Genomic DNA, 22,246 nt, shown 5'->3' with positions numbered 1-22,246 from the left:
CTTCTTGTGTTTCGGTGAAAGTCACTGGGCTAACTGTTCCAAATCCGGCTGCAACTTGTTGCGCAGAACATACAGCATACCGGCACCGACAAGGAACGCGACGGCATCCGCGATGACGAGCGACCAGACCACCCCATGGAAGCCGCTCACTCGATTGGCGATAACCAACACAGGAATCAGAGTAGCTCCCTGAATGACGGACATAATGAAAGCGGCAGTTCCTTGCGCGGTTGCTTGGAAGATCCCCGTAAACAACGTGGTCATCCCTGTAATAAACAGCGACAGGAACGTCACATGGAGAATGTAGCTGCCCATTTCAATTAGCAGCGGATCGTTCGTAAATAGTCCAATCAAGTGGTCGGAAATCAGATAGACGATGAGGCCGAATGCAACAGCCAACCCCGCAATCACTTTGAGCGTGAATTGAATGGTGTGCTTCATTCGTAATTTATTCGCCGTAAAGGAGAAGGCGATGAGCGGTACGACTCCCTCGCATAGTCCCATCAGAATAAACTCGGGAAATTGCAATAATCGAGAGGATATTCCATAAGCCGCTACAGCTGGATCTCCATATTCAACAAGAAAATGGTTAAAGATGAGGGACATGGCGCCCAGGAAGAGGCTCATCACAAAGACGGGAACGCCGATTTTGAATACATTGATTAGGATCTCCTTGGTCGCCTTGAACCATTTTATGGACACGGTTAAAGCTTGGCTCTTCGATCTGATGTGGGCGGCGAAGAATACACTTGCCACCAAGTTCGAGAGAACCGTAGCGGATGCGACGCCAATCACCCCCCCATGGAAAACGAAGATGACAAGTGCATCGAGGATAATGTTGACAACCACACTAAGAATCATACCGACCATGGATGTGAGGGCAGCACCCTCGGAGCGCACGATATTCTCGAGCGTGAAAAACAATACGACGATAGGTGAACCCAAAAGCATAATGGTGGTGTACTCTTTTGTAAAACCAAAGGAATCTGGTGTTGCCCCCAGACCATGAACGATGGGATCGATGAACGGTAGCCCGACCGCTACTACGATGAGCCCGAGAGCCAAACTGCTGTAAAAGGCGAATGAGGACACTTGCTTGACTTCATCAACCTTCTTCTCTCCCAACAAACGAGAGATGAAGGTACCGCTGCCGATGCCGATCAAGTTGCCTAAAGCCATAATGATCGCGAATAGCGGCAAGGTTAGCGCGAGGGCGGTCAACATGGCCGTATTGTGGAGCGTACCTAGGAAATAGGCATTCAAGATGGAATAGATGACACTCATTGACGTGCCTAACATCATCGGTACCGCGAAATGAGCGACGGCCTTTGCGACGGGGGCCTTTTCAAAGTAATGGAGGTTTTCTGCATCCACGGAGATCACTGCTTTCTATGGTTTAGTACCAACCTAACACCGTTAGATTGAATCTTACAGTGTTAGATGATATCATGATCCTAGAAAGCTGTAAAGCACAATCTTACACTGTTAGATAAAAGGGCGGATAGCAATGAAAAAGCAGCAGCCTCAGATTTCAGAGGAGATGATTTTGGAAGCCTCCTGGAAGCTTCTGGGGGAGGAGGACATTGAGAAATTTAGCCTAAGGCGACTGGCCGACCGGCTCGGGATTCAGGCTCCCTCTCTGTATTGGTATTTCAAGAGCAAGCAGGATCTCTATTACCGGCTGGCCAACCAAGTTTCGAGGGTTATCCTGGAGGAGTTCCACTCGGAAGGGGATTGGAAGGAGCAGCTGACGGGGCTGGCGGGCACGATCCGAAGCGTGCTCAGTCGGTATCCTTGCTCCACGCAGCTTATGATGATGACGCTGCCCCACGAACCGGACCTCATCCGGTTCACCAACCGCATGCTGCTCTGCGTGGAATCGACGCCGCTTGAGCAAGAGCAGAAGCTGCAAGTGGTTCTTACGCTTGTGAACTATGTCTTCTTCTTCGTTCTTGATGATTATCAGCACAAACGGAATGTCTCGGAGCTTGTGAAAGAGCAGGGGGTGCATGCGAACGGAGAGATGGTTCGTCTTTTAGACTCCATGAGCGAGATGGAAGCGGGACTGTTCCGGGGGATATTCAAGAGCGGGTTGTTCGATGTGATGGGGACGGACAGGGCGTTTGAGTTCGGTGTCAATTTGATCCTGCTGGGGATTGAGCAGGTGATCCAGACGCAGACGAACGAGCAGGACAATATGGCGAAGGCATGAATGGATCGGAGTACTGCGACCCAACCGGAGCTGAGGAATTTGAGCCGGAATGGCTGGTGGAGCATGGATGCCAGGATACAAATCAGATGATGGAGAGACATGGGGAAGCTCATAAAGGGAATTAGGAAATATATCATGCCCAGCGTTATTTATAACCGGGGAGCACGATCTATTTGTGGCGAGGAGAAGAGTAAGCGGCTGGTCTCCCTTGTAGAGGAGTCTAGGTATCTGGTTGTTCACAACGGGAGTCACGGCCCGCATATAGGCAGGGAAAATCCGAACTTGATGAATGATACGACCCTTTCGTTTCTGGAAGAGAATTCAATATCTGGATGACTCAACATGGAACTAACCCCATGACTTGAAGCAAATCAAAACACCTTGATTTGATGCGATTTTAGAAATGAAGAATCGTCAGCTTTTGAAAAATAAGTTCTAGACTGATCCAATAAAACAGTTGTCATTAACGGTTCTGTTAATAGACGGACTTTCAGTAAAAGGAAGACCGGGTAACCCGATCTTCCTTTCTGCTGTACATTGTATCCGCATGCGTAATTACTACTTCATCCAACTGGTTGGACTTCTGGATTCGGCGAACTTGCGACGGCTTCTGGAAGCAGAGTCTCCATTATCCCTCTAAACTGACTGGCAACGTGCTCCTGAATAAACTTATTGGGTCTATCTTCGGCAATATTTTCAAAGGTCATCCTTGTAATTGTGACTGTCCAGTTTGTATCCTGACCCGCATGAATATGAAATTCGATCTCACCTGAGGGGTGAAGGTTGCCCCAAGGATGATCAATTAAGATACGGCCTGGATATTGATACTTCTCTGAACTCGTCTGACCATCGAACCTATAATTTAAATTCATTTCCGACCGATAACCATACCCATCAAATATAGGTGCCTTTTCAATTTTACCATTATGTGACACGAATGAACTTATCGTTGCACTTCCCGATGCATAAGTTTTATTCCCAACCCCATAACGATTAACCGAATCGCCTATTTTAATGCCATCAGCGGTGACACCTTTGCCTACAAAGTGTTCTTTTAGATAATTTACAACATGATCGGTAACGTCGATAACCGCCATCTTTTTCACCCCTAAAATGGTTTATTTGAACCCATTGTATTTTGTGTTGAAATAATCCGATTATGCACTACCTGTTTTTTGCATTGGGTCAAATAATGAAAAAAATCCTAAAACCTCATTTTCAAATTGAAGAAAATGATTTGAGTATATAATCAGTTAATTATACAATGATATAAAACGTTGTGATGGGGAGGGAAGAGACCATATGATTTCCATTGAAAAATTAGCGGAAGAATTAAAACTGACAGGAGACAAGACACGGTTATCCATCTTAGCCTTCTTGCGCGAACGAGAATGCTGTGTTTGTGAGCTAGCAGAGCTCTTGCAGACAAGTCAACCTAACGTAAGTCAACATATGCGGAAGTTAAAGGACGGTGGATTAGTAAGCGAAAGTCGAAGAGGACAATGGATATATTATCGTTTAAAACTCGAGGATAAACCTTACCTGGAGGAGTTGCTGCGAGTTCTCCCTTCTCAAAAAGAAAAGACGGATCTGGTCTGCGCTGAAGACTGCTGTAAATAAGCAAATGAAGAGGGAGGAGGCGAGCTGCAATGGATGCAACAGCGACAAAGAAGCTATCCTTTTTAGACCGTTATTTGACCCTGTGGATCTTCTTAGCAATGAGCATTGGAATCGGTCTAAGTTACGCTTATCCCGGATTTGTAGATTTTTTGGATCAGTATCAAACCGGAACAACATCGATTCCAATCGCGATCGGCCTCATGCTGATGATGTACCCACCACTGGCTAAGGTTCGCTATGAGGAACTAGGTCGTGTCTTTCGTGACTGGAAAGTCTTACTTCTTTCTTTGGTTCAAAACTGGATTATTGGCCCGATTCTGATGTTCTTGTTGGCCATCGTCTTTCTTCATGGTTACCCGGAGTATATGGTAGGGCTAATCATGATCGGCCTGGCTCGGTGCATCGCTATGGTGATCGTATGGAATGATTTGTGTAAAGGTGACACGGAATATGCGGCTGGACTCGTTGCATTCAACTCTATTTTTCAAGTGTTGTTCTATTCCGTCTATGCATATGTTTTCGTGACGGTTTTACCTGAGTGGTTTGGCTTGAAGGGAATGTCCGTCTCCATAACGATCGGAGAAGTCGGGCAGAGTGTAATGATTTATCTGGGTATTCCCTTTATTGCCGGCATGCTAACCCGTCTCATTCTTGTTAGAGCCAAGGGCCGTGATCGGTACGATAAGGAGTTTATCCCGAAAATCAGCCCGATAACCCTCATCGCACTCCTATTCACCATCATTGTTATGTTCTCACTTAAAGGCAATACGATTGTTGAGCTGCCGCTTGATGCCGTGCGGATCGCGATTCCGCTGCTGATCTATTTCGTCGTCATGTTCCTGATTTCATTCCTTATGGGGAAGCGGACAGGGGCCAGTTATCCGGTCACTTCAACCTTGGCCTTCACAGCTGCAAGCAATAATTTTGAACTTGCTATTGCTGTTGCGGTAGGTGTCTTCGGTATTCATTCCGGAGTAGCCTTCGCTGCGGTAATCGGGCCATTGGTGGAAGTGCCTGTTATGATTGCTTTGGTTAACGTTGCTCTACGGTTTCAACGCAAATACTTCAAAAAATAAAGGAGAATTACTCTCATGGAGAGCAAAAAGCTGGTTTACTTCCTCTGCACAGGAAACTCCTGCCGCAGTCAAATGGCAGATGGATTTCTACAAGCCCTTGGAAGAGAGAAGTATCTCGTAAAAAGTGCCGGCTTGGAGGCTCATGGATTGAATCCTCGTGCCGTTCAAGTTATGCAGGAAGTTGGAGTCGATATCAGCTCCCACACCTCCGAGGTGATTGACCCGACTATCCTGAACCAGGCGGATTATGTAATAACCCTCTGCGGGCATGCGGATGAGCATTGTCCGGTGATTGCAAATAAGTATGTGGTGAAATGGCATTGGGGCTTTGACGACCCGGCCAAAGCGATAGGGACCGAAGATGAAATCATGGAGAAGTTCCGAGAAGTCCGGGATGCGGTAAAGGCGAGAATTGAAACGTTTGTAAGAGAAGGCAAGTAACTTCACTCAGCCGACCCCAGAGGACGCATGGGAGCGGCCGCTACACCGGAACGGTTGTCCAATGCCAAATCGCAGATGCAGGGCAAAGACAGGGATGCCGTATTCTCCTTGCCCTTTATCAGAGGTCTTTCCTTGCATTTTCTACCTGATGTCAAAAGAATACAGCCAATGATGCCACCGGAACATTTTTCACTTGAATTCCTTAATCGAGAAGAATCGCTTCTTCGAACTGATTATAAAAAGAGCCGCCACAGATCGTGGCGGCTCTCCAAATTATGCTTTGAAAACTAAGCAAACGATGATGATTGGGCAAATAAATCCCTTTAAAGACATAATTTAAGCAAGTGGTGTATTCCAACCCTTTATAATAGTAGTATAAACTAAAGCCAATTATAAGTCTACAAATTCATGGAAAAAACGTGTATCGTTTGATGAGCAGCATCTTAGTTGCTAAATCATGCCAGGGAGAGTGAGTTATGGAGGAGTATTATTGGGATAGAAAGATCAAGTCGACGCAAGAGAAGGGGTTTGCTTATGCAAACTATACGGTGATGTTCTATGGACTATACTAAGTGTTTTAAGGAAGTCTTACTGCAATATTCTTTTACTGACCCTATTGTCGAATTGATTCGTCATAATGAAAACATTACATACAAGTTAACAGAAAAGGGGTCTAAAGATACTTACCTGTTGCGAATGCATAAACCCATTACGAAGAACATGCAGGGTGTACAAAATTCACGTGAGGCCATTCTATCGGAATTAGAATATCTGATTGCTTGGTCGTCTCATTCTGAATTACCTGTTCAAAACCCTGTTCCAAATCAAAACGATGAACTAGTAACAACCGTTATCGTTGAAGATGAAGAAGTACATTGTTCCGTATTAAAATGGATTTTTGGGGAAACCATGTCCAAGCAAGATTTTAACAGTGAGGAAACGGTAAATATCTTTGGAACAAATATAGCCAATTTGCATCGCTTTTCGCTGAGTTATCAACATGACTCCTGTTTTAGAAGACCAGAATATGGAGTAGAGTGGACGAATACCATGTTAACTAAATTGCGATTAGGTGAAGAACTCGGAATCATCACATCAAGAGAATTTCATATTATTAAAGATACATTTTCGTTAATAAACGCTCGTATGAATGAATGGAACAAAACGAAGGATACATGGGGGTTCATCCACGCTGATATAAACAACAGCAACTTAATCCTCACATCAAAGGGGATATCCTTCATTGACTTTGGTTTATCGGGTTTTGGATATTACATGATGGACGTCGCTATGGGCGCCTTAATGACTAAAGGCGAGTTGCGAGATGCTTTACTATCTGGCTACACGAATATTATTTCAAAAAGAGTAGACATTGAGCAACTAGAGGCATTCATGTTTTTGGCGATAGCTGGATACTATACGTTTTTAGTAAGCCAAAAAAATAAGCATAAGTGGATACGTGAAAATATATCAGGTCTGATTGAACATCTTTGCAAACCGTTCCTAAACGGCCAAACTGTTTTTTATAGTGTATGATAAACAAAGGTACTGGCTGCCGTCATCGGCAGCCTTACAGACATATGTATAAAATACGGGTTTTGCGAACATGTACTAAAGCAACGTTACGAATAACCATTAATGCATTGCTCATATTGCTCGGTACCTACCGAATCCGCACTCAATTCTTCTGCTTTTGAAATGGAATATAATTGTAAGTCATCCTGTCATTCCCAAACTGGATGCAATCATTCGCCTGAGTAAAATACACTCCAGGTTCATGGCTGATTAACTCTTGATTATTGCAATATAATTTCCCGTTTCGAGGATAAACAGCCAGCTTCCAAGTGCCGCCATTGTAGGTTGCTTCGTACATTCCGATATATTGGATTTCTGACTCATTAAGCGGCTTGCAATCATCAAGCCCTAACTCTTGCATGTCAAAAATGTCAGTCCACGTATTCCGAATAAAGCTAAGCTGAATATTTGGATGGTTCACCGAGTTGGTCAAGGCTACCGCGCCAAAGCCGTTCTCGGGCAAAATATCTTGTGTTGCATAAAAGCCGAAACCACCGCCATTATGGTTAAGCAGCGGCCTTTTCTTCCATAAGCCGATCTCCATTCCAAGATGATAGGTCCATGAATCGGATATCGGATACTCGTTGTACATGGACCGAAGGATCTCGTTGTTCATAATTTTCCTGCCCTTATAAACACCTTGATTAAGGAAGCATGTAACAAAATGAGCCATATCGTTAACGCAGGAATACATCCCTCCTGCTCCCAGCATCGATATGGGGTATTTCGGCAATGTTGTTTTGTCGTGGCCGAACGCACTATCCATATGTACAAGAAACTCGCGTTGGTTAAATGTGCTATTGGACATCTCCAGGGGATCAAATACTTTTTCCTTCATATATTCGTCAAATGGCATGTGATACATCTTTTCCAATGCATAAGCGACAAGGTCAATGCCAAGATTTGAATAAGAGTATTGATCATCCGGCTTAAAGCGCAGATAAGTGTCATTGATGCTGCTGATATGCTCCTCAAATGCGCCAGGAGCGAAGTTGTTGCCAACCGGTGCCTCATGCGCCAGACCGGATCGGTGCTTCAGCAAATGACGAAATGTAATCTCTGATGAGTAATCTTGCCCATCTCTACTCTTTACGGCGAAGGCTGGAACATACTTCTTTAAGGCATCATCCAATGCTGCTTTCCCGTCTTGAACGGCTAGCATAAACCCAAATGCTGTATACGTTTTTGAAATCGATTGGACACTGAACGGCGTGTTTGACGTGATCGGTGATCCTTTCGTCAAATCACAATAACCATATGCATCTGAAAAAATGACTTCCTCGTCCCTTACAAAAGCGATAGCGAACCCCGGTAAGTTGTGCTCTTCCATTACCAGCGGAATGGCCATTCTTAACTGTTCAAAGTAGTTGGGGTACTGCACAACAAGGTCCTCCTCTGCACCTGGATCTAGTGATCCTTTAGTTTACGAATCAAAGCTAGAATTCGATTGTTCTTGGTTTCATCCTTCTTGGCAAGCTCAATGTGATTGATCTGCTCTCGTTTTATGTAATCGGGCTGGCTTTGAAACACATTCAGAATTTCGTGCTCTTCAAGAATCTGGGCGATAGAATCAGGCAACTCCACCGTACGTTGTTCCTCTGATTTTCTCAGAACGACATGGAGTTGGTCACCAAGCTCTTTCGGCACGGCTCTTCGAATAAATTCATTATAAACTAAATAATGTCCATTCTTAGACGGCAGCAGCGTATGGTCAAACTCGTGCCCGTCAACCACAATTTGAACCGGTACTCTCCCGTTCGTATGGAAGACTTCCTTTGCTGAATATGGGAAGTACACAACTTTCCATCTCATCTTCCCTTCCAGCATCTTAATCTCAGCGTCAAATTCATAAACCATGGTAACGAACACTCCTTATTGGAAAAGTGGTCTCCCTTGCTCACGAACTCCATTCTCATCATTTGGAATTGTCACTATATTCTAGTTCTCGACAAATAAACCCTTCTTCTTCTCAGCCGGGCGATTGGCAAAATTGTGAACCCGCAAGCGAGCTCCGCGCAAATGAACTTGAAATCAAAAAAAGTGCCAACGTGGCAAAGGAGTCACGCGGCACAAGAGTCGAAGGATTCTGTTCGTATTATGTTCTCATTCCGTTGGTATACGGAGATGTGCCGATAAGAATTCGTATCGGACAGTCACCTAGAATGGAGAATCCACATAGTCTACATCAATTCGAATGCTTCTTTCGTCAGGAGTTGCACAAATAGGCCCCGTACTCCAACGGCCGCGAGTACACCATTTGGCGGGATGCCTGATCTGAATAGAGGCTTTTTTGCGGCATGCCGTTCACTTCGATAATCCAGACGTTCCCCTCCTGATCCAGCGTCATGTCGACGCTGATCTCTCCCAGGTGGACGCCCAGCTCGGATTCCGTAAGCTCGGCCGTGCGGACGCCCAACCAGGAAATCAGGCTCATTTTCAAAAAGACGACATCAGGAGAATACAGCTGATTCAATACTTGCTCGGTTGTCTCTACCCTCTCGCAGATGCTTGTATTAAAGCAGCCCTCGTACGCGATCCGGCTGATCGCATTGGAATAGGACCACTGCCCGCTGCTGTTTTTCTGGACAAGCACCCGAATGTCAAACGTGCGATTGTTAAGTTGCTGGGTATCGATCCCTTTTTGGATGAGGTAGGGCAGCGCCCCAGTCACACGAGCTACCTCACTCTGAAGCTCGCCGATGGATCGGGTGATGATGAACGGCAGCACGTAATGATTGGACAAGTGATAGTCTCCCGATTCCATTGCCTCGATCCGATAAACTCCTCTACCCTGAGAACCGCGAGCGGGCTTCAGATAGATTCGTTTGTGAAGGACCAGCATCGGCTCCAACGCTTCAGCCTGGTACGCGAGGGTCTCGGGGAGATGAGCATGGAGCATGGGATTCGTATGCTGATAAGCCTGAAGCTTATCGAATTGATTAGCTTGGTTAAAGCATTTGGTTGACCCGATCACCTGCCCCAGCCGATCCATAACCTCCGTACTTGAGGTGTAGTATCGATTGTAGATCACCGTTGGAAAAGGAAAAAAGCCGATCTGCCACTTGTTCATCTGATAATGGAGACCTCGCACCCGCTTCCGCCCCCAATCAATATCGCAGGCTGCGAAGCAGACGAGCCGTATTCCCCGGTTCGCTTGATAGCGCCGGTAGAGCTTCAGAACGGGAAGCCGTTCCCAACGTCGGTTGACCAGGATTCCGATCGTCTTGATATCCTTCACAGCGATCCCCCTTCCCCTATGCAAGGTCCTATGGTGCAGGATATGCCCGTTCTCTTATTCTGCCAGGGGGATCAGCCTGATAGGCTTTCATGGATAATCAGGAGCCGCCAACACACTTGAAAATCAGGGTGAATATTCATATGGCAAGGTGCAAACACCTTGGGGTCATATGTACGATTCTCAGTTGATAAAGGAGAGTGTGTGGGAATGGGAAGAATTCCAGGGCCTCCCGGCCCTCCCGGGCCGCAAGGGCCCGCAGGACCCGCCGGACCTGCAGGACCAACAGGGCCTACTGGGCCAGCCGGAGCCGGTATTTTTCTTGAATTCGCTTGTGATGAATTTGGAGGAACCGTCTTAACAAATGAAGATCCGGTTGCGGATCTGTCAGCGTTGCCGATTACGATTGACGAAGTCGGAAATATCGTTTGGTTAACGGCTTATGCCACTTGGACGCCGACCGCAGCCAGCCCGACCATCGCCTTCTCGATCCTTCGGGATGGAACCACTGTCTTGTGCACCGCTAGCGATACGCCAGCATCCGCCAACAGCCCGATTACCACGGCCTTAACCTGCTGCGATATGGGAGCGACGGCTGGTCCTCACACGTACACGCTGCGTGCCACAGGAACCATTCCGGGAACAGGCAACATTACCATCACGATCAATGAAGGCACCTTCACGGCAGCTGAAATTGATACCTAAGTGAAGGAAAACTCAAGAGAGATGATCCCTGTCCGAACCAGGATCATCTCTCTTCCTTATCCCGCCGTAGTATGCAATTCGAACAGCACCAGCTTATGAACCGGCTGAAACCCTGCCTGCAGATAGAGGCTGATAGCCGAATCGTTGCTAGCCTCTACACACAAGGTAAGTTCATCGAGCTGGATTTCATGCAACAGAAACCGGAGCGCTCGCTCCAGAAGAGCTCGTCCATGCCCCTTCTGCCGATAGGTCGGATCCACGGCCAAGTATTCAATGCTCCCCTCTTGAAACGTCGGATTCCCCTCTCCATACACGTAGCCGATCAATCGATTCTCGTCTTTGAGCACAAACAGTTGATGATGCTCATCCAACCGCTCGAGAATGTCTTTCGCTGAGAGATACGTACCAGGGAACATTTGTTCGTGAAGGTGAGAAAAGCTCTCTCGATCCCCAACACTCCATTCTTGGACATTGGAGGTCCCCGTAAACTCCTGCTCCTTGAAAATGCGCAGAACATGATGCGTTCCTCTGCGAACCGCACCTATTTTGGTGAAGAATGCTAACGAACGCACGTTCTCCTCGTTGACGAACCCGTAGTAATGATCAACCTGACCGGCCAGCTTGGCGATTCCCTGTTCCCAGAGAAGCCCTGCTTGCCGCTCCCAATCTTCTTCCGTGTTAAGGAAAGGTCCCCACACTTCGGCAGATCGGTTCTCCTCGTCTACATCGAATCCAAGCGCCCCCCGCATACAGCCCTCCGCATCCAACAAAACCGTAAACCGCTCAGCAAGGCTCCCGCCCGACATAAAATCTTCCTCCAGCACAGCAAGAATTTCCTGCGCGTCTTCTCCGCAATAGCCGATATGATGGGCACTCTGCCGATTCAGGGTTGCAAGAAACAGAGCGAGTGCATCGGCATTTGGTACAAGGGTTGAATCCATTAACGTCATGAGGGAGTTCCTCCTCTTTCACCGTGAGTTAGGAAAGCCATATGAAAGCCATGGATTCATTGTCCACAACTAACGCTTAAAGCGTCCAGTCCTATTTTGACTTAAGAGATACTTTCGGATGTTCAGGTATGTACATAATATATATTATGTAAACTATAATGAGCTTGCCTTTCTCTTCCCGCTCCGCAGAAGGTATAATAGACCAAACTACGCCAATTGTTAGGAAAAAGGAGTCGTCTGCCCCTTATGAATCTAACCGCCCTGTTTTTCGGCTTCCTCCTCGTGCTCAACATGCTCTTGGCCATCGTCGTTGTCTTCCAGGAGCGCAAAGACGCTGGTTCCACCTGGGCGTGGCTGCTGGTGCTCTACTTTATCCCGATTCTCGGCTTTGTTCTCTACGCGCTGTTTGCTCAAAATTTCCGCCGCGTCCCTCTCTTTCATTGGGACAGCCGCCAGAAGCACAAGCTGGAAGCCGCTGTGGTTGCCCAGCTGGACGATATTCGAACCGGGGATTACAAGTTCCAGAATCCGTCCTCCTTCCACAACCGCGATCTGATCTATATGCTGCTCAACAACAATCACGCCATTTTGTCGGAGACGAACAAGGTCGATCTGCTCACGGACGGCCATGAAAAGTTCGAGCAATTGTTTCAGGACATCAACCGGGCCACAGATTACGTTCATGTTCAGTACTACATATTCCGAAGAGATTGGTTGGGGCAAAAGCTAATCGAGCTACTCACGGAAAAGGCCCGCCAAGGCGTCAGCGTTCGCGTGCTGTATGATGACCTCGGTTCCCGTCGGCTGAACAAGGCTTTCTTCCAGGCATACCGCGAAGCGGGCGGCCAAGCCCAAGCGTTCTTCCCCTCCAAGCTTCGGTTAATTAACATGCGGCTGAACTATCGCAACCACCGCAAGCTGGTGATCATTGACGGAAAGATAGGCTATGTCGGGGGTTTCAATGTTGGAGAAGAGTACCTCGGGCTTGACCCGAAGTTCGGCTATTGGCGGGATACCCATCTGCGGATACAAGGTCCCTCCGTCTTCTTCATGCACAGCCGCTTCATGCTCGATTGGAACCAGGCGGCTCCCCATCAGACGTTCCATTTCTTCCCTGAGCTTACGGGTACTTATTGGGAGAAAGGGACTGCCGGGGTGCAGATCGTCACGAGCGGCCCCGATTCGGTATGGGAGGTCATCAAGGATGGGTACATCAAGATGATCTCGTCCGCCAAGCGCTCCATTTACATTCAGACGCCGTATTTCATTCCCGATACCAGCATGATGGACGCCTTGCGCATCGCGGCGCTGTCCGGGCTGAACGTGACCTTGATGGTTCCGAACAAGCCCGATCATCCCTTCGTTCATTGGGCGACCTTGAGCTATATCGGGGAGATGCTGAAGGCCGGCGTTCGAGTGTACCTGTATGAGAATGGGTTCATTCATGCCAAGACCATCGTGGTGGACGAAGAGGTCGCTTCCGTGGGGACCGCGAATATCGATGTCCGCAGCTTCCGATTGAACTTTGAGGTCAATGCGTTTGTGTATGACGAAGAGCTGGCCAAGAAGCTTATCCGCAGCTTCCAGGAGGATATCGAGCTGTCGCGGCTCTTAACCTTGGATCAATACAGCAAGCGGCCGTACCGAGTCCGTGTCAAGGAATCGGTCAGCCGCCTGCTATCGCCTATCTTATAGCCTCAATCGAAGATCGACCGGCGCGTAACGAGGAACAAGTCGCTTACCGCATAGGTCCAGGTCGTCTTCGGCTGCTGCGGTCCATCCTTCTCGGGATCGAAGCTTGCCGGCGGATACAGCCACTTGAGGTAGTGAACGACCTTTTCCTCCATCTTGGCTGGCAGCTCCGAGAACGAGCGAATCAGGTTCACGTTGAACTCGTCCAGCGGGTTGCGGTTGCTGATGCTGGTGAGGTGAACGCTCTCCTTCAAGTAATTCATGTAGTCGAGATGATCGGTCCACGCCTGATCCAGAAAGTGCAGCGCTGCGAGCTTCTCGAGGAGGGCCAGTTTGTCCGCTCCGAGTGTCGCTTGCAGCCGCTCATGAGCAGCCGGTTCAATCACGGACAACGGAGAAGAGACCACTCGATCCATCAGGATATCTTCCCGTTCCTTGCGGTTGATTCTCCGTTGTTCTTCCAGAGTATCTGAATAGGAGTTCAAGTTTTTGCGCGCTTCAAACTGTTGGCCGTTCGCCACCCGCTGGATATGGGCAAGCTTCTTCTCCAGCGCCGGTGTGTTGACCGGCTCTTTTTGTTTGATGCCTTTCAGGTCTGCCGGGAGCTCGTTCAGAAGCCCGAATCGCACGAGCAGATCATCTTCCAGCGAGACGAAGAATCGGGTCGTTCCGGGATCGCCCTGACGTCCCGCACGCCCGCGGAGCTGGTTGTCAATGCGGAGGCTGTCGTGCAGGTGTGTGCCGATGACATACAAGCCGCCGAGCTCCTTCACCTGTCGGCCTTCCTCTTCCTTCCCGCCGCCCAGCAGGATGTCAACGCCTCGGCCCGCCATGTTGGTGGAGACGGTGATCGCGTCACGCTCCCCCGCCTTGGCGATGATGGCGGCCTCCTCTTTGTCGTTCCGCGCGTTCAATACCCGACACACGGCTCCCGCAGCGGTCAGGAGAGCGGCCAACTGCTCGGACTCCTCCACGCTGGCGGTGCCCATCAGCACCGGACGGCCGGTCCGATGAAGCGCGAGCACCTCTTGAACGATGCCCGCCTGTTTGCTTTCTCTGTCGGTGTAGATGACCGGCGGGAGGTCATTCCGAACATTCGTTCGGTTAGGCGGAATGACGATCACATCGAGGGAGTAGTTCTCCTTGAATTCATCCGCCGATGTGACGGCTGTGCCGGTCATGCCTGCCATTCCCGGGTAGAGGCTCATGTAGTGCTGCAGGGGAATGGTGGCCAGCACTTGACCGCGTGCTTGCGGGGTCAGGCCTTCCTTGGCCTCCACCGCAGCTTGCAGACCATCCGGCCACCTGCGATTCTCGGCAAGCCGTCCGGTTGCCGCATCTACCTGCTGAGCCGCCCCGTCGCGGATGATGTAATCGACATCGCGAACGAGCAGCACCTTGGCGTGAAGGGCACAGTTCAAGCCGGTCAATTCGGCAAGGTGCTCTTGAGCATAGAGATTCGGGATACCGAGCAGCTGTTCGGCCTTCTCCGCTCCTTGCTCGGTCAAGAAGACGTTGCGTTTAAACTCGTCCGTTTCGTAGTCGGTTTCCGGGGTAAGAGCCTCCGCCAGCTCGGCCATGCGAGCATAGGCGCCGGCTTCCGCCGGCTTCTCCCCGGCGACCACGAGCGGCAACCTCGCTTCGTCGATCAGGATGGAGTCCGCTTCATCCACGAGCACGAAGTGCAGCGGCCGCTGGACCAGGTCTTCGACCTTTCGCACGAGGCCGTCCCGCAAATAGTCGAAGCCCGCCTCCTTGGCGGTCACATACGTAATATCCGACGTGTAGGCCTCTCTTCGCTCTCCAGCGCTCATGCTCTCATGAATGCTTGCGACCGTGAGACCGAGCGCGGTATAGACCGGACCCATCCAGCGGGCATCCCGCTCGGCCAGGTAATCGTTGAAGGTGAGCACGTGCACGCCTTTGCCGCTCAGGGCTTGGACATAAGCGGCAAAGACGGCGGCCAATGTTTTGCCCTCGCCAGTCTGCATCTCCACCAGCTTGCCGTCTACGAGTGCGACGCCGGCGAGCAGCTGGGTGTCGAAGGGCGAGAGACCAAGCCGCCGTTTGGCTGCCTCGGCCACGAGGGCGAAGGCAGGAATGACGAGCTCCTCCAGCGCTTCCCCTGCTTGAGCCCGTTTCCGCAGCTCGCGGGATAGCTCGAGCAGGTCGCGGTCGGAAGCATTCTGATGAGAGAGGCTGCGAATCTGGCTGACCGTCTTGGTGTAAGCCTTCAAGCGGTGCTGCCGAAGCGTATGGGCAATGGTTTCTCCGAGTTTACCGAACAGAGGCATGGAGGAAGTCCTTTCCGGATCGTTATCGCAACTCAAACGAGTAGAAAATGGAGATGAGTGCGGATCATGTACTAGTACGTAAGAGGCTCGGTTTCGTTTCGATGCCATGAAAAAAAGCGGACTCCCGCAATTTGCTGCGGGAACCGCTTCACTTCATCAGCTTCTGCATGGTGACCAGAAGCTCGTCAATCACCTCGCGGTCTCCTTCCTGGAGCCGTTCGGTGACGCATGATTTCATATGGCCTTCAAGGAGCAGCTTGCCTACACTGGAGAGGGCGGATTGAATAGCGCTGATCTGATTGAGCACATCATCGCAATACGTATCCTTCTCGATCATGCCCTTCACGCCGCGCACTTGTCCTTCGATTCGATTCAAACGCGACATAAGGCTCGCCTTCAGCTTGTCGCTGTGGTGGCTCTTGCGGACACCCTCCGCCTCTTCTTCCTGGGAGCAGGCTTCGCAGCCGGTCACGTCGTTTGGTTCCATGGGTCAACGATTCCTTTCTTTGTGACAACTTTCTTACGGCAAATCGCCGCCTCTGCCTTACCCTACCACATCGTAGCCTTGATCTTCAATGGCCGATTTGAGAGCGTCCACAGAGACGCGACCTTCCTCGTAATCCACCGACACCTTCTTGTCCGTGAGCTCCACCTTAACGGTACCGACGCCTTCCAGCTTACCAAGCGCCTTTTCCACGGCTTGTACACAGTGATTGCACGACATTCCTTCTACCTGTAGCACGACTTGTGCCATCTCGATCACGACTCCTTTTTATGGGGGACTACTATACCCCCCTACGGTATATATTCATCATACCACCCTTGCCTTAAATCAGCAAGCACCTTACGTTATTGGAAAAAAGGACGCCGTCTAAGCAGACAGCATCCTCTTCTTCCTGCAAAGTTATTCGGAGAGCTTGAAGCGGTTCAAGGTCGTTTGCAGCTGTTCGGCCAGAGAAGCGAGCGCCATCGAGGAGCTGGAGATCTCCTCCATCGCCGCAAGCTGCTGCTCGCACGAAGCCGAAACCTGGTGGGTGGATTCAACCGCTTGATCGGATGCGTATTTCACCTCGTCCATCAAGGAGGTCAGGTTTCCGGTTCCGTCTACTACGGTGACGACTGACGTATCCACGCGGTTCAGCTTGCGGTCGACTTCGGTCGCCTTCGCCAGGATGGTTCCAAGCGCCTCATTGATCCGCACCGTCTTTTCCGTGCCGGCAATGACGGCTTCCCGGTCCGCGGTGATCCATTCCTTCGCCTGTTGGGTGTCGCTCAAGATCACCTGAACGAGCTCGGCCACTTGATGAGCGGCCTGGTTCGATTGCTCGGCCAGCTTGCGGATTTCTGTTGCTACCACGGCAAACCCGCGTCCGCTCTCTCCAGCTCGGGATGCCTCAATCGCGGCGTTAAGCGCCAGCAGGTTGGTCTGCTTGGACAGGTTCGACATCGTCTGGGCAATGCCGCCGATTTCGCCGGAGCGCTCCGCCAGCTGATGAATGGAGGTGTAGGTCTGGTCCGTGGAACGCATGACCTCCTGCATCTGAGCCAGTACCTCCTGCCCTTCGGCTGAGCTGAGTTTTGCTTCGCTAGCTGCTTGCTTCATCTCCTGGATGACTTCCTGCGACAGCTCGGACATGAGCTTCATCTCGGTCTTGATGGAATCCAGGGTCTGGCTGGTTCGGTCCACCAGCTGGAGCTGCTGTTCGGCGCGGTCGGCCAAGCTTTCGGTCAGCGAGCCGACATGCTCGGTCGACGCGCTCGTCTCTTCGGCAATCGCGGACAGCTCCTCAGAAGAGGCAGCCACCTGATGGGATACCTCATGAATGCTCGTCACGATGGCGAGCAGGTCTTCATTCATCTGATTGGCATGATGGGTGAGGCTGTCTAGTTCATCTCGGCTTCCTGCGGGAAGCGAAGGGGTCGACAAGTCCCCGTTGGTGACGGCGGACAGCTTGCTTTCAATTCTCATCAGCTTTTTGCGGATGCGGGTTGAGAAGAGGTATGTAATCATAGCAGCCACCCCTTCAACTGCAAGGGCGACGATCAGGAAGGTGCGAAGCGACTGCTTGTAGGTGCTATCCACCAAGGCAACTAGCTCGGCATCCCCCATGTTCAGCATACCGACAATCTTGCCGTCCCTCGTCTGAATAGGCTCGTATGCCGAATAGATTTCCGTACCCGATACGGTCACTCTTCCGTAAAAGGGGGTTCCTGCGAGAACTTGCTTGCTAATCTTCTCGTCCGCTTTCGTCCCGATGACCGATTTTCCTGATGCATCCTGAATCGTGGTGGCAATTCGGGTGTCGCCCATAAACAACGTAATTTCATGACCGGTGGAATTCTTGATAAAGGTCAGCAGCTCCATGTTCTCGTTCAGATCGACGCCGCCCTTGTAGAGATGGCCGTCCTTGACCTCCCAATCACCGGGGTACTTCAAGTCGTAGGCGACCTTCTCCATAGAAAGGAGGGATCGCATTGTCTCCTTCGCATCTTCGACGATGCGGTTCGTTTCCCGATCGACCGCCAGGAAGCCGACCGTGGTTACCGATAAGAGGATAAGGAGAAAGGCCAGGAAAAACACCTGTTTTCCGATTGTCCAAACCTGCTTCCGCTGTGTTCTCTCACTCATGATGTCTCTCCCGCCTTTTGCACAGCCCATCTGGGGGCTGCGAGCTTCTTTTCATCCATTATATAGCATGATTCGTCACTATTCGACATAAATTTCGATTTCCCTAGAAGAGAAGCGAAACCAACAAACCCCTGCCCCCACTGGAGAACAATGGGGATGCAGGGGTTTGGAAAAGAAGCTCATACGCGGGTAATCAGGAATTGAGTTTAAAGCGGCTCAAGGTCGACTGAAGCTGCTCTGCCAGCGAGGCAAGAGCCATGGAGGAGCTGGAGATCTCTTGCATGGCGGCGAGCTGCTCTTCGCAGGTAGCCGATACCTGCTCCGTCGATTCCGCCGCCTGGTTGGAGGATGTCCGCACGTCACTCATCATCGTACCGAGGTGATCGGTTCCATTTACGACAGCCGCTACCGAGGTATCCACTCCGTTCAGCTTGGACGTGACCTCATTCGCCTTCGTCAGGATCGTTCCGAGCGCTTCGTTGATTCGTTCCGACTTCTCTGTACCGGCAATGACAGCCTCCCGGTCCTTGGTAATCCAATCCTTCGCTTGTTGCGTGTCACTCAGGATCACTTGAACGAGCTCTGCTACCTGATGGGCCGCCTGAGTCGATTGCTCGGCCAGCTTGCGGATTTCCGTTGCTACCACCGCGAAGCCTCGCCCGCTCTCTCCGGCTCGGGACGCCTCAATCGCGGCGTTAAGCGCCAGCAGGTTGGTCTGCTTGGACAGGTTCGACATCGTCTGGGCGATGCCGCCGATTTCGCCGGAGCGCTCCGCCAACTGATGAATGGACGTGTAGGTCTGGTCTGTGGAACGCATGACCTCCTGCATTTGAGCCAGTACCTGCTCGCCTTCATCCGCTCCTAGACGAGCTTCGTCGGCTGCGTCGGTCATCTCGCGAATGGCTTCCTGCGAGAGTGCAGACATCCGCTTCATCTCATCCGCAATCGTGGCTAAGGTTTGTGCCGTTCGCTCGACAAGCTGCATTTGCTGCTCCGCGCTGTCCGCAAGGTTCTCCGTGAGCGAGCCCACATGCTCGGTGGAGGCGCTCGTCTCCTCCGCAATGGCCGACAGCTCGTGAGAAGAGGCGGCGACATGGTGAGAGACTTCGCTGATGTTGATGACGATCTTCTCCAAATCCTCGTTCATCTGGTTCACGTTGTGAGTCAGGCTGTCGATTTCATCGCGATGCCCTGCCTCAATGACCGGAGTGGATAGATCCCCGCGGGTGATAGCGGACAACTTCGTTTCAATTCTCTTCAGCTTTCTTCGGATGCGGGTTGTAAACAGAAGGGTGATGACGGCCACCAGCACCGTAATGGCAGCCGATACGGCGAGGATGGTGATCCAGGAGCTGCGATAGGCGCTCTGAATCAGCTCATAGAGCTCTTGATCGCCCAGGTACATCATTCCAACGATGTTACCATCCTTCGTTTTGATGGGCTCATAGGCTGAAAAAATCTTCGTGCCGGTTACATCCACGATTCCGTAAAAGGAGCCTCCCTGCTTTAGAACAAGATCGATGATATCTGCATTTGCCTTGGTGCCCGTGATTCTCTTCCCTTGTTCATCCTGGAGGGTCGTCGCGATTCGGGTATCATTCAGAAAGAGGGTAGCCGAGTAGCCAGTTGAGTCTTTGATGAAATCGAGCAGCTCCTCATTGTCATTCAGGTCGACGCCGCCCTTGTAGAGATGGCCGTCCTTCACTTCCCAATCTCCAGGAAATTTCAGATCATAGGTAACCCGTTCCATGGCGATGAGGTCTTTCATCGAGCTCTCTGCGTCTTTTCGGATTCGACTGTCTTCTCTCTGGACCGCTAAGTACCCCAGGATGGCGACAGATAAGATTACCAACACAAAGGTATTCACAAACATTTGAGTGCCTAGCGTCCATCGAATCTTCTTCTTGCTTCCCTCTTCCATTCGGTTTCCCCCGTCTTCGATCATCTCTGATTTCGAGATGGATATATAGCATCGCAATCCCATTATATAGGATCGTTCGTCTCATTTCGACAAACGTTTTTCTCATTCTCCTCTTGACATAAAGGGAAACTCGCCCATTTCGTCCCCGCCAATTAGTAGCCGCGGTTCAGGCCCACTTGGTTTGCCAATGGCTCTCCCTGCTCCCGCTTGTTCAGCGTATCCAGGAAGCAGTCCGCCCCTTCACCGGAGGGCGTCACCGCAGAGATATGAGGCGTGATCCAGACGCCGGGATGCGTCCAGAGAGGGGAGCTCGAAGGCAGGGGCTCCACGAAGGTTACATCCAGCACGGCCGTATGAAGGTGGTTCTCGTCCAATGCGTGCAGCAGCTCCTGCTCGTCCACGGTTTTGCCCCGTCCTACATTGATGAAACCCGCTTGCTGAAGCTTGCTGAATAAGGTCCGGTTAAACATCCGCTCCGTCTCTTCGGTGTAGGGCAGCGTGCTGATGACCCAATCCGCCTGTTCCAGCAGTGCCGAGCAGGAGTCGGGCGTGGCGACCTCCAGGAAAGGGGCTTTGCGCTCCCCGGAACGGGAAACGCCGCTTACCGACATTCCGAGATCCGTGAGCATCTGGGCGATCTCGGTTCCAATGACTCCGGTCCCGAATAGGACGACCCGCAAGCCGCGAATCGTCGTCGGGAGCTCTCCCCTCCCTCCCCATTTGGATTGGGCATTCAGACCCTGGAAGATCTCGTGCTTTTGAGTATGGCGCAGAAGATAGCTTAAGCAATATTCGCTGATCATGCGTCCGAAGGAGCAGATCGTTCGGGTGAGCAAAACCTCCTCCGGCCACGTGCGATTGTTAAGAAAAAAGTCTACCCCCGCACTCAACGCATGGACCCACTTCACGTTCCCGAAGCCAGCATCCAGGGGAAGCCGGGTGCCGACGTAGGTATCGGCCCACTCCATGTCCTCTCGGGTGATCTCCGCGGCTTTCTTCAAGCGCAGCTCTTTGCCGGAATCTCGGAGAGCTTGCTCCAGTTCGGGAGTAGAGGCACCGGTGTACAGAATTCGATTGCTGATCATGAGGTTCAACTCCTTGTCCAGTTTGCGGAACTTGTCGTTTCTTTTCCCAGATTACCAAGCGGAGCAGAAGGATTCAACCTTTGACCCACAGCCGGACTACGCCTTCTCATGCGAAAAAGACGTCTCAGCCTCGATAGAAAGAGGATAAGGCGCCTTACCCGTTTTGGAGAGAGGGTCTATTTCTTCCGTTTCCCCGCCTCTTTGGGCTTGGAGGAGCTAGCATAAGAGCCGGATCGTTTCTCGGCCTCAAAGACGTAATAGCCGTCCTGCTCGTGAATGCGAACACCGCCGAAAATGGCAATCAGCTTGTTTTTGTACCAGTCCTTCCGCTTTGTAACCAGGTACATTCTTCCACCGATTTGAAGGCGGTTGAAGCCCTTTTCGATAAAGCCCTTTGCTACTCGAAAGTCCGTATGGTAAGGCGGGTTAGACAATACCTTGCTAATTCCGCTCTCCGGAATGCTTGCGAATCCGTCACTCACGTAAGCACGAATTCCCGGCAGGCCGTTGCGATCGGCATTCGCGAGTGCCAGTTCCACCGCAAGCGGGTTGACATCGGCCATCACCACTTGCGCAGTTCCAAGCTGGTCTGCTGCCAGGATGCCGACAACGCCATAGCCGCATCCGAGATCAAGCACACGGTCTTCGGGTTGATAAGTTACAAAGCTCAGCATCGCTTGGGTGCCCCGATCCACACCGAGAGGTGAAAACAGATCAGGTGAGGTTTCAAAATGCGATTCAAGGAATGGAAGGCTATCCCTTTTTTACAAGGTCGCTTCGCTTGCTCCGTTCCAGCATTTGGTCTATGATA

20 protein-coding genes and 1 pseudogene are annotated in these 22,246 nt (G+C 50.8%); 8 read left to right on the top strand and 13 right to left on the bottom strand.

What is annotated here, in order from left to right:
• Window positions 1–21: 21 nt before the first annotated feature.
• Window positions 22–1,374, bottom strand: coding sequence for an MATE family efflux transporter (locus AAFN83_RS05185; RefSeq protein ID WP_347767637.1), 1,353 nt, complete (start codon window positions 1,372–1,374; stop codon window positions 22–24).
• Between the two features lie 133 nt (window positions 1,375–1,507).
• Here AAFN83_RS05185 and AAFN83_RS05180 point away from each other — a divergent pair, with 133 nt between their 5' ends.
• Together AAFN83_RS05180 and AAFN83_RS05175 are read left to right on the top strand one after the other, a co-directional pair.
• The gene (locus AAFN83_RS05180; RefSeq protein WP_347767636.1) at window positions 1,508–2,212 is read left to right on the top strand and encodes a TetR/AcrR family transcriptional regulator; all 705 of its coding nucleotides are present in this window, start codon (window positions 1,508–1,510) and stop codon (window positions 2,210–2,212) included.
• Between the two features lie 99 nt (window positions 2,213–2,311).
• A complete protein-coding gene (locus tag AAFN83_RS05175) occupies window positions 2,312–2,548 on the top strand; it encodes a hypothetical protein (protein WP_347767635.1) in 237 nt (78 codons plus the stop codon).
• Between the two features lie 227 nt (window positions 2,549–2,775).
• Here AAFN83_RS05175 and AAFN83_RS05170 read toward each other — a convergent pair whose 3' ends face one another.
• Window positions 2,776–3,309, bottom strand: coding sequence for a hypothetical protein (locus AAFN83_RS05170; RefSeq protein WP_347767633.1), 534 nt, complete (start codon window positions 3,307–3,309; stop codon window positions 2,776–2,778).
• 205 nt (window positions 3,310–3,514) lie between these two features.
• On the opposite strand from AAFN83_RS05170, the gene AAFN83_RS05165 reads away from it, so the two are divergent.
• The 4 genes from AAFN83_RS05165 (at window position 3,515) to AAFN83_RS05150 (ending at window position 6,885) form a co-directional block, all read left to right on the top strand.
• Window positions 3,515–3,832 (top strand): ArsR/SmtB family transcription factor, encoded by a 318-nt coding sequence (locus AAFN83_RS05165; RefSeq protein ID WP_347767631.1) that lies wholly within the window; start codon window positions 3,515–3,517, stop codon window positions 3,830–3,832.
• A 29-nt stretch (window positions 3,833–3,861) separates the two neighbouring features.
• Window positions 3,862–4,908, top strand: a complete 1,047-nt coding sequence (gene arsB, locus AAFN83_RS05160) for an ACR3 family arsenite efflux transporter (RefSeq protein ID WP_347767630.1) — start codon at window positions 3,862–3,864, stop codon at window positions 4,906–4,908.
• A gap of 15 nt (window positions 4,909–4,923) precedes the next feature.
• Window positions 4,924–5,349, top strand: coding sequence for an arsenate reductase (thioredoxin) (gene arsC / locus AAFN83_RS05155; RefSeq protein ID WP_347767628.1), 426 nt, complete (start codon window positions 4,924–4,926; stop codon window positions 5,347–5,349).
• 558 nt (window positions 5,350–5,907) lie between these two features.
• Window positions 5,908–6,885 carry a phosphotransferase enzyme family protein gene (locus AAFN83_RS05150; protein ID WP_347767626.1) on the top strand — a complete coding sequence of 326 codons (978 nt, stop codon included), beginning with the start codon at window positions 5,908–5,910 and terminating at the stop codon, window positions 6,883–6,885.
• Between the two features lie 142 nt (window positions 6,886–7,027).
• On the opposite strand, the gene AAFN83_RS05145 is transcribed toward AAFN83_RS05150, so the two are convergent.
• The 3 genes from AAFN83_RS05145 to AAFN83_RS05135 all read right to left on the bottom strand — a co-directional run bounded on the left by AAFN83_RS05145 (window position 7,028) and on the right by AAFN83_RS05135 (window position 10,162).
• Entirely contained in the window at window positions 7,028–8,305 is a 1,278-nt protein-coding gene (locus AAFN83_RS05145; RefSeq protein ID WP_347767624.1) for a serine hydrolase domain-containing protein, read from the bottom strand.
• Window positions 8,306–8,331: 26 nt separating this feature from the next.
• Complete coding sequence (locus AAFN83_RS05140) at window positions 8,332–8,781, bottom strand: YdeI/OmpD-associated family protein (RefSeq protein ID WP_347767622.1); 450 nt, start codon at window positions 8,779–8,781, stop codon at window positions 8,332–8,334.
• Between the two features lie 349 nt (window positions 8,782–9,130).
• Window positions 9,131–10,162 (bottom strand): YheC/YheD family endospore coat-associated protein, encoded by a 1,032-nt coding sequence (locus AAFN83_RS05135; protein ID WP_347767620.1) that lies wholly within the window; start codon window positions 10,160–10,162, stop codon window positions 9,131–9,133.
• 207 nt (window positions 10,163–10,369) lie between these two features.
• Here AAFN83_RS05135 and AAFN83_RS05130 point away from each other — a divergent pair, with 207 nt between their 5' ends.
• The gene (locus AAFN83_RS05130; RefSeq protein WP_347767618.1) at window positions 10,370–10,864 is read left to right on the top strand and encodes a hypothetical protein; all 495 of its coding nucleotides are present in this window, start codon (window positions 10,370–10,372) and stop codon (window positions 10,862–10,864) included.
• A gap of 56 nt (window positions 10,865–10,920) precedes the next feature.
• On the opposite strand, the gene AAFN83_RS05125 is transcribed toward AAFN83_RS05130, so the two are convergent.
• Window positions 10,921–11,814, bottom strand: coding sequence for a GNAT family N-acetyltransferase (locus AAFN83_RS05125; RefSeq protein WP_347767616.1), 894 nt, complete (start codon window positions 11,812–11,814; stop codon window positions 10,921–10,923).
• A gap of 246 nt (window positions 11,815–12,060) precedes the next feature.
• Here AAFN83_RS05125 and cls point away from each other — a divergent pair, with 246 nt between their 5' ends.
• Window positions 12,061–13,509 carry a cardiolipin synthase gene (gene cls / locus AAFN83_RS05120; RefSeq protein WP_347767614.1) on the top strand — a complete coding sequence of 483 codons (1,449 nt, stop codon included), beginning with the start codon at window positions 12,061–12,063 and terminating at the stop codon, window positions 13,507–13,509.
• Between the two features lie 2 nt (window positions 13,510–13,511).
• Here the strand turns inward: cls and secA2 are convergent, their stop codons facing one another.
• The 7 genes and pseudogenes from secA2 to AAFN83_RS05085 all read right to left on the bottom strand — a co-directional run.
• Window positions 13,512–15,800, bottom strand: coding sequence for an accessory Sec system translocase SecA2 (secA2, locus tag AAFN83_RS05115; RefSeq protein WP_347767613.1), 2,289 nt, complete (start codon window positions 15,798–15,800; stop codon window positions 13,512–13,514).
• Window positions 15,801–15,948: 148 nt separating this feature from the next.
• Window positions 15,949–16,287 carry a metal-sensitive transcriptional regulator gene (locus AAFN83_RS05110; RefSeq protein ID WP_347767611.1) on the bottom strand — a complete coding sequence of 113 codons (339 nt, stop codon included), beginning with the start codon at window positions 16,285–16,287 and terminating at the stop codon, window positions 15,949–15,951.
• A gap of 57 nt (window positions 16,288–16,344) precedes the next feature.
• Window positions 16,345–16,554 carry a copper chaperone CopZ gene (gene copZ, locus AAFN83_RS05105; RefSeq protein WP_347767610.1) on the bottom strand — a complete coding sequence of 70 codons (210 nt, stop codon included), beginning with the start codon at window positions 16,552–16,554 and terminating at the stop codon, window positions 16,345–16,347.
• Window positions 16,555–16,704: 150 nt separating this feature from the next.
• Window positions 16,705–18,429 (bottom strand): methyl-accepting chemotaxis protein, encoded by a 1,725-nt coding sequence (locus AAFN83_RS05100; RefSeq protein ID WP_347767609.1) that lies wholly within the window; start codon window positions 18,427–18,429, stop codon window positions 16,705–16,707.
• A gap of 193 nt (window positions 18,430–18,622) precedes the next feature.
• Entirely contained in the window at window positions 18,623–20,350 is a 1,728-nt protein-coding gene (locus AAFN83_RS05095) for a methyl-accepting chemotaxis protein (protein ID WP_347767608.1), read from the bottom strand.
• Window positions 20,351–20,502: 152 nt separating this feature from the next.
• Window positions 20,503–21,435: a D-2-hydroxyacid dehydrogenase gene (locus AAFN83_RS05090; protein ID WP_347767607.1), complete on the bottom strand. Its 933-nt coding sequence runs from the start codon at window positions 21,433–21,435 to the stop codon at window positions 20,503–20,505.
• Window positions 21,436–21,611: 176 nt separating this feature from the next.
• A pseudogene (locus AAFN83_RS05085) lies at window positions 21,612–22,157 on the bottom strand (class I SAM-dependent methyltransferase); the annotation flags it as partial.
• Window positions 22,158–22,246: the final 89 nt, after the last annotated feature.

The organism is Gorillibacterium sp. CAU 1737 (genome assembly GCF_039888655.1).
Lineage (GTDB): Bacteria > Bacillota > Bacilli > Paenibacillales > NBRC-103111 > Gorillibacterium.
Note: the sequence above shows the minus strand (reverse complement) of the source record. Positions and strands in the feature narration are given on the sequence as shown.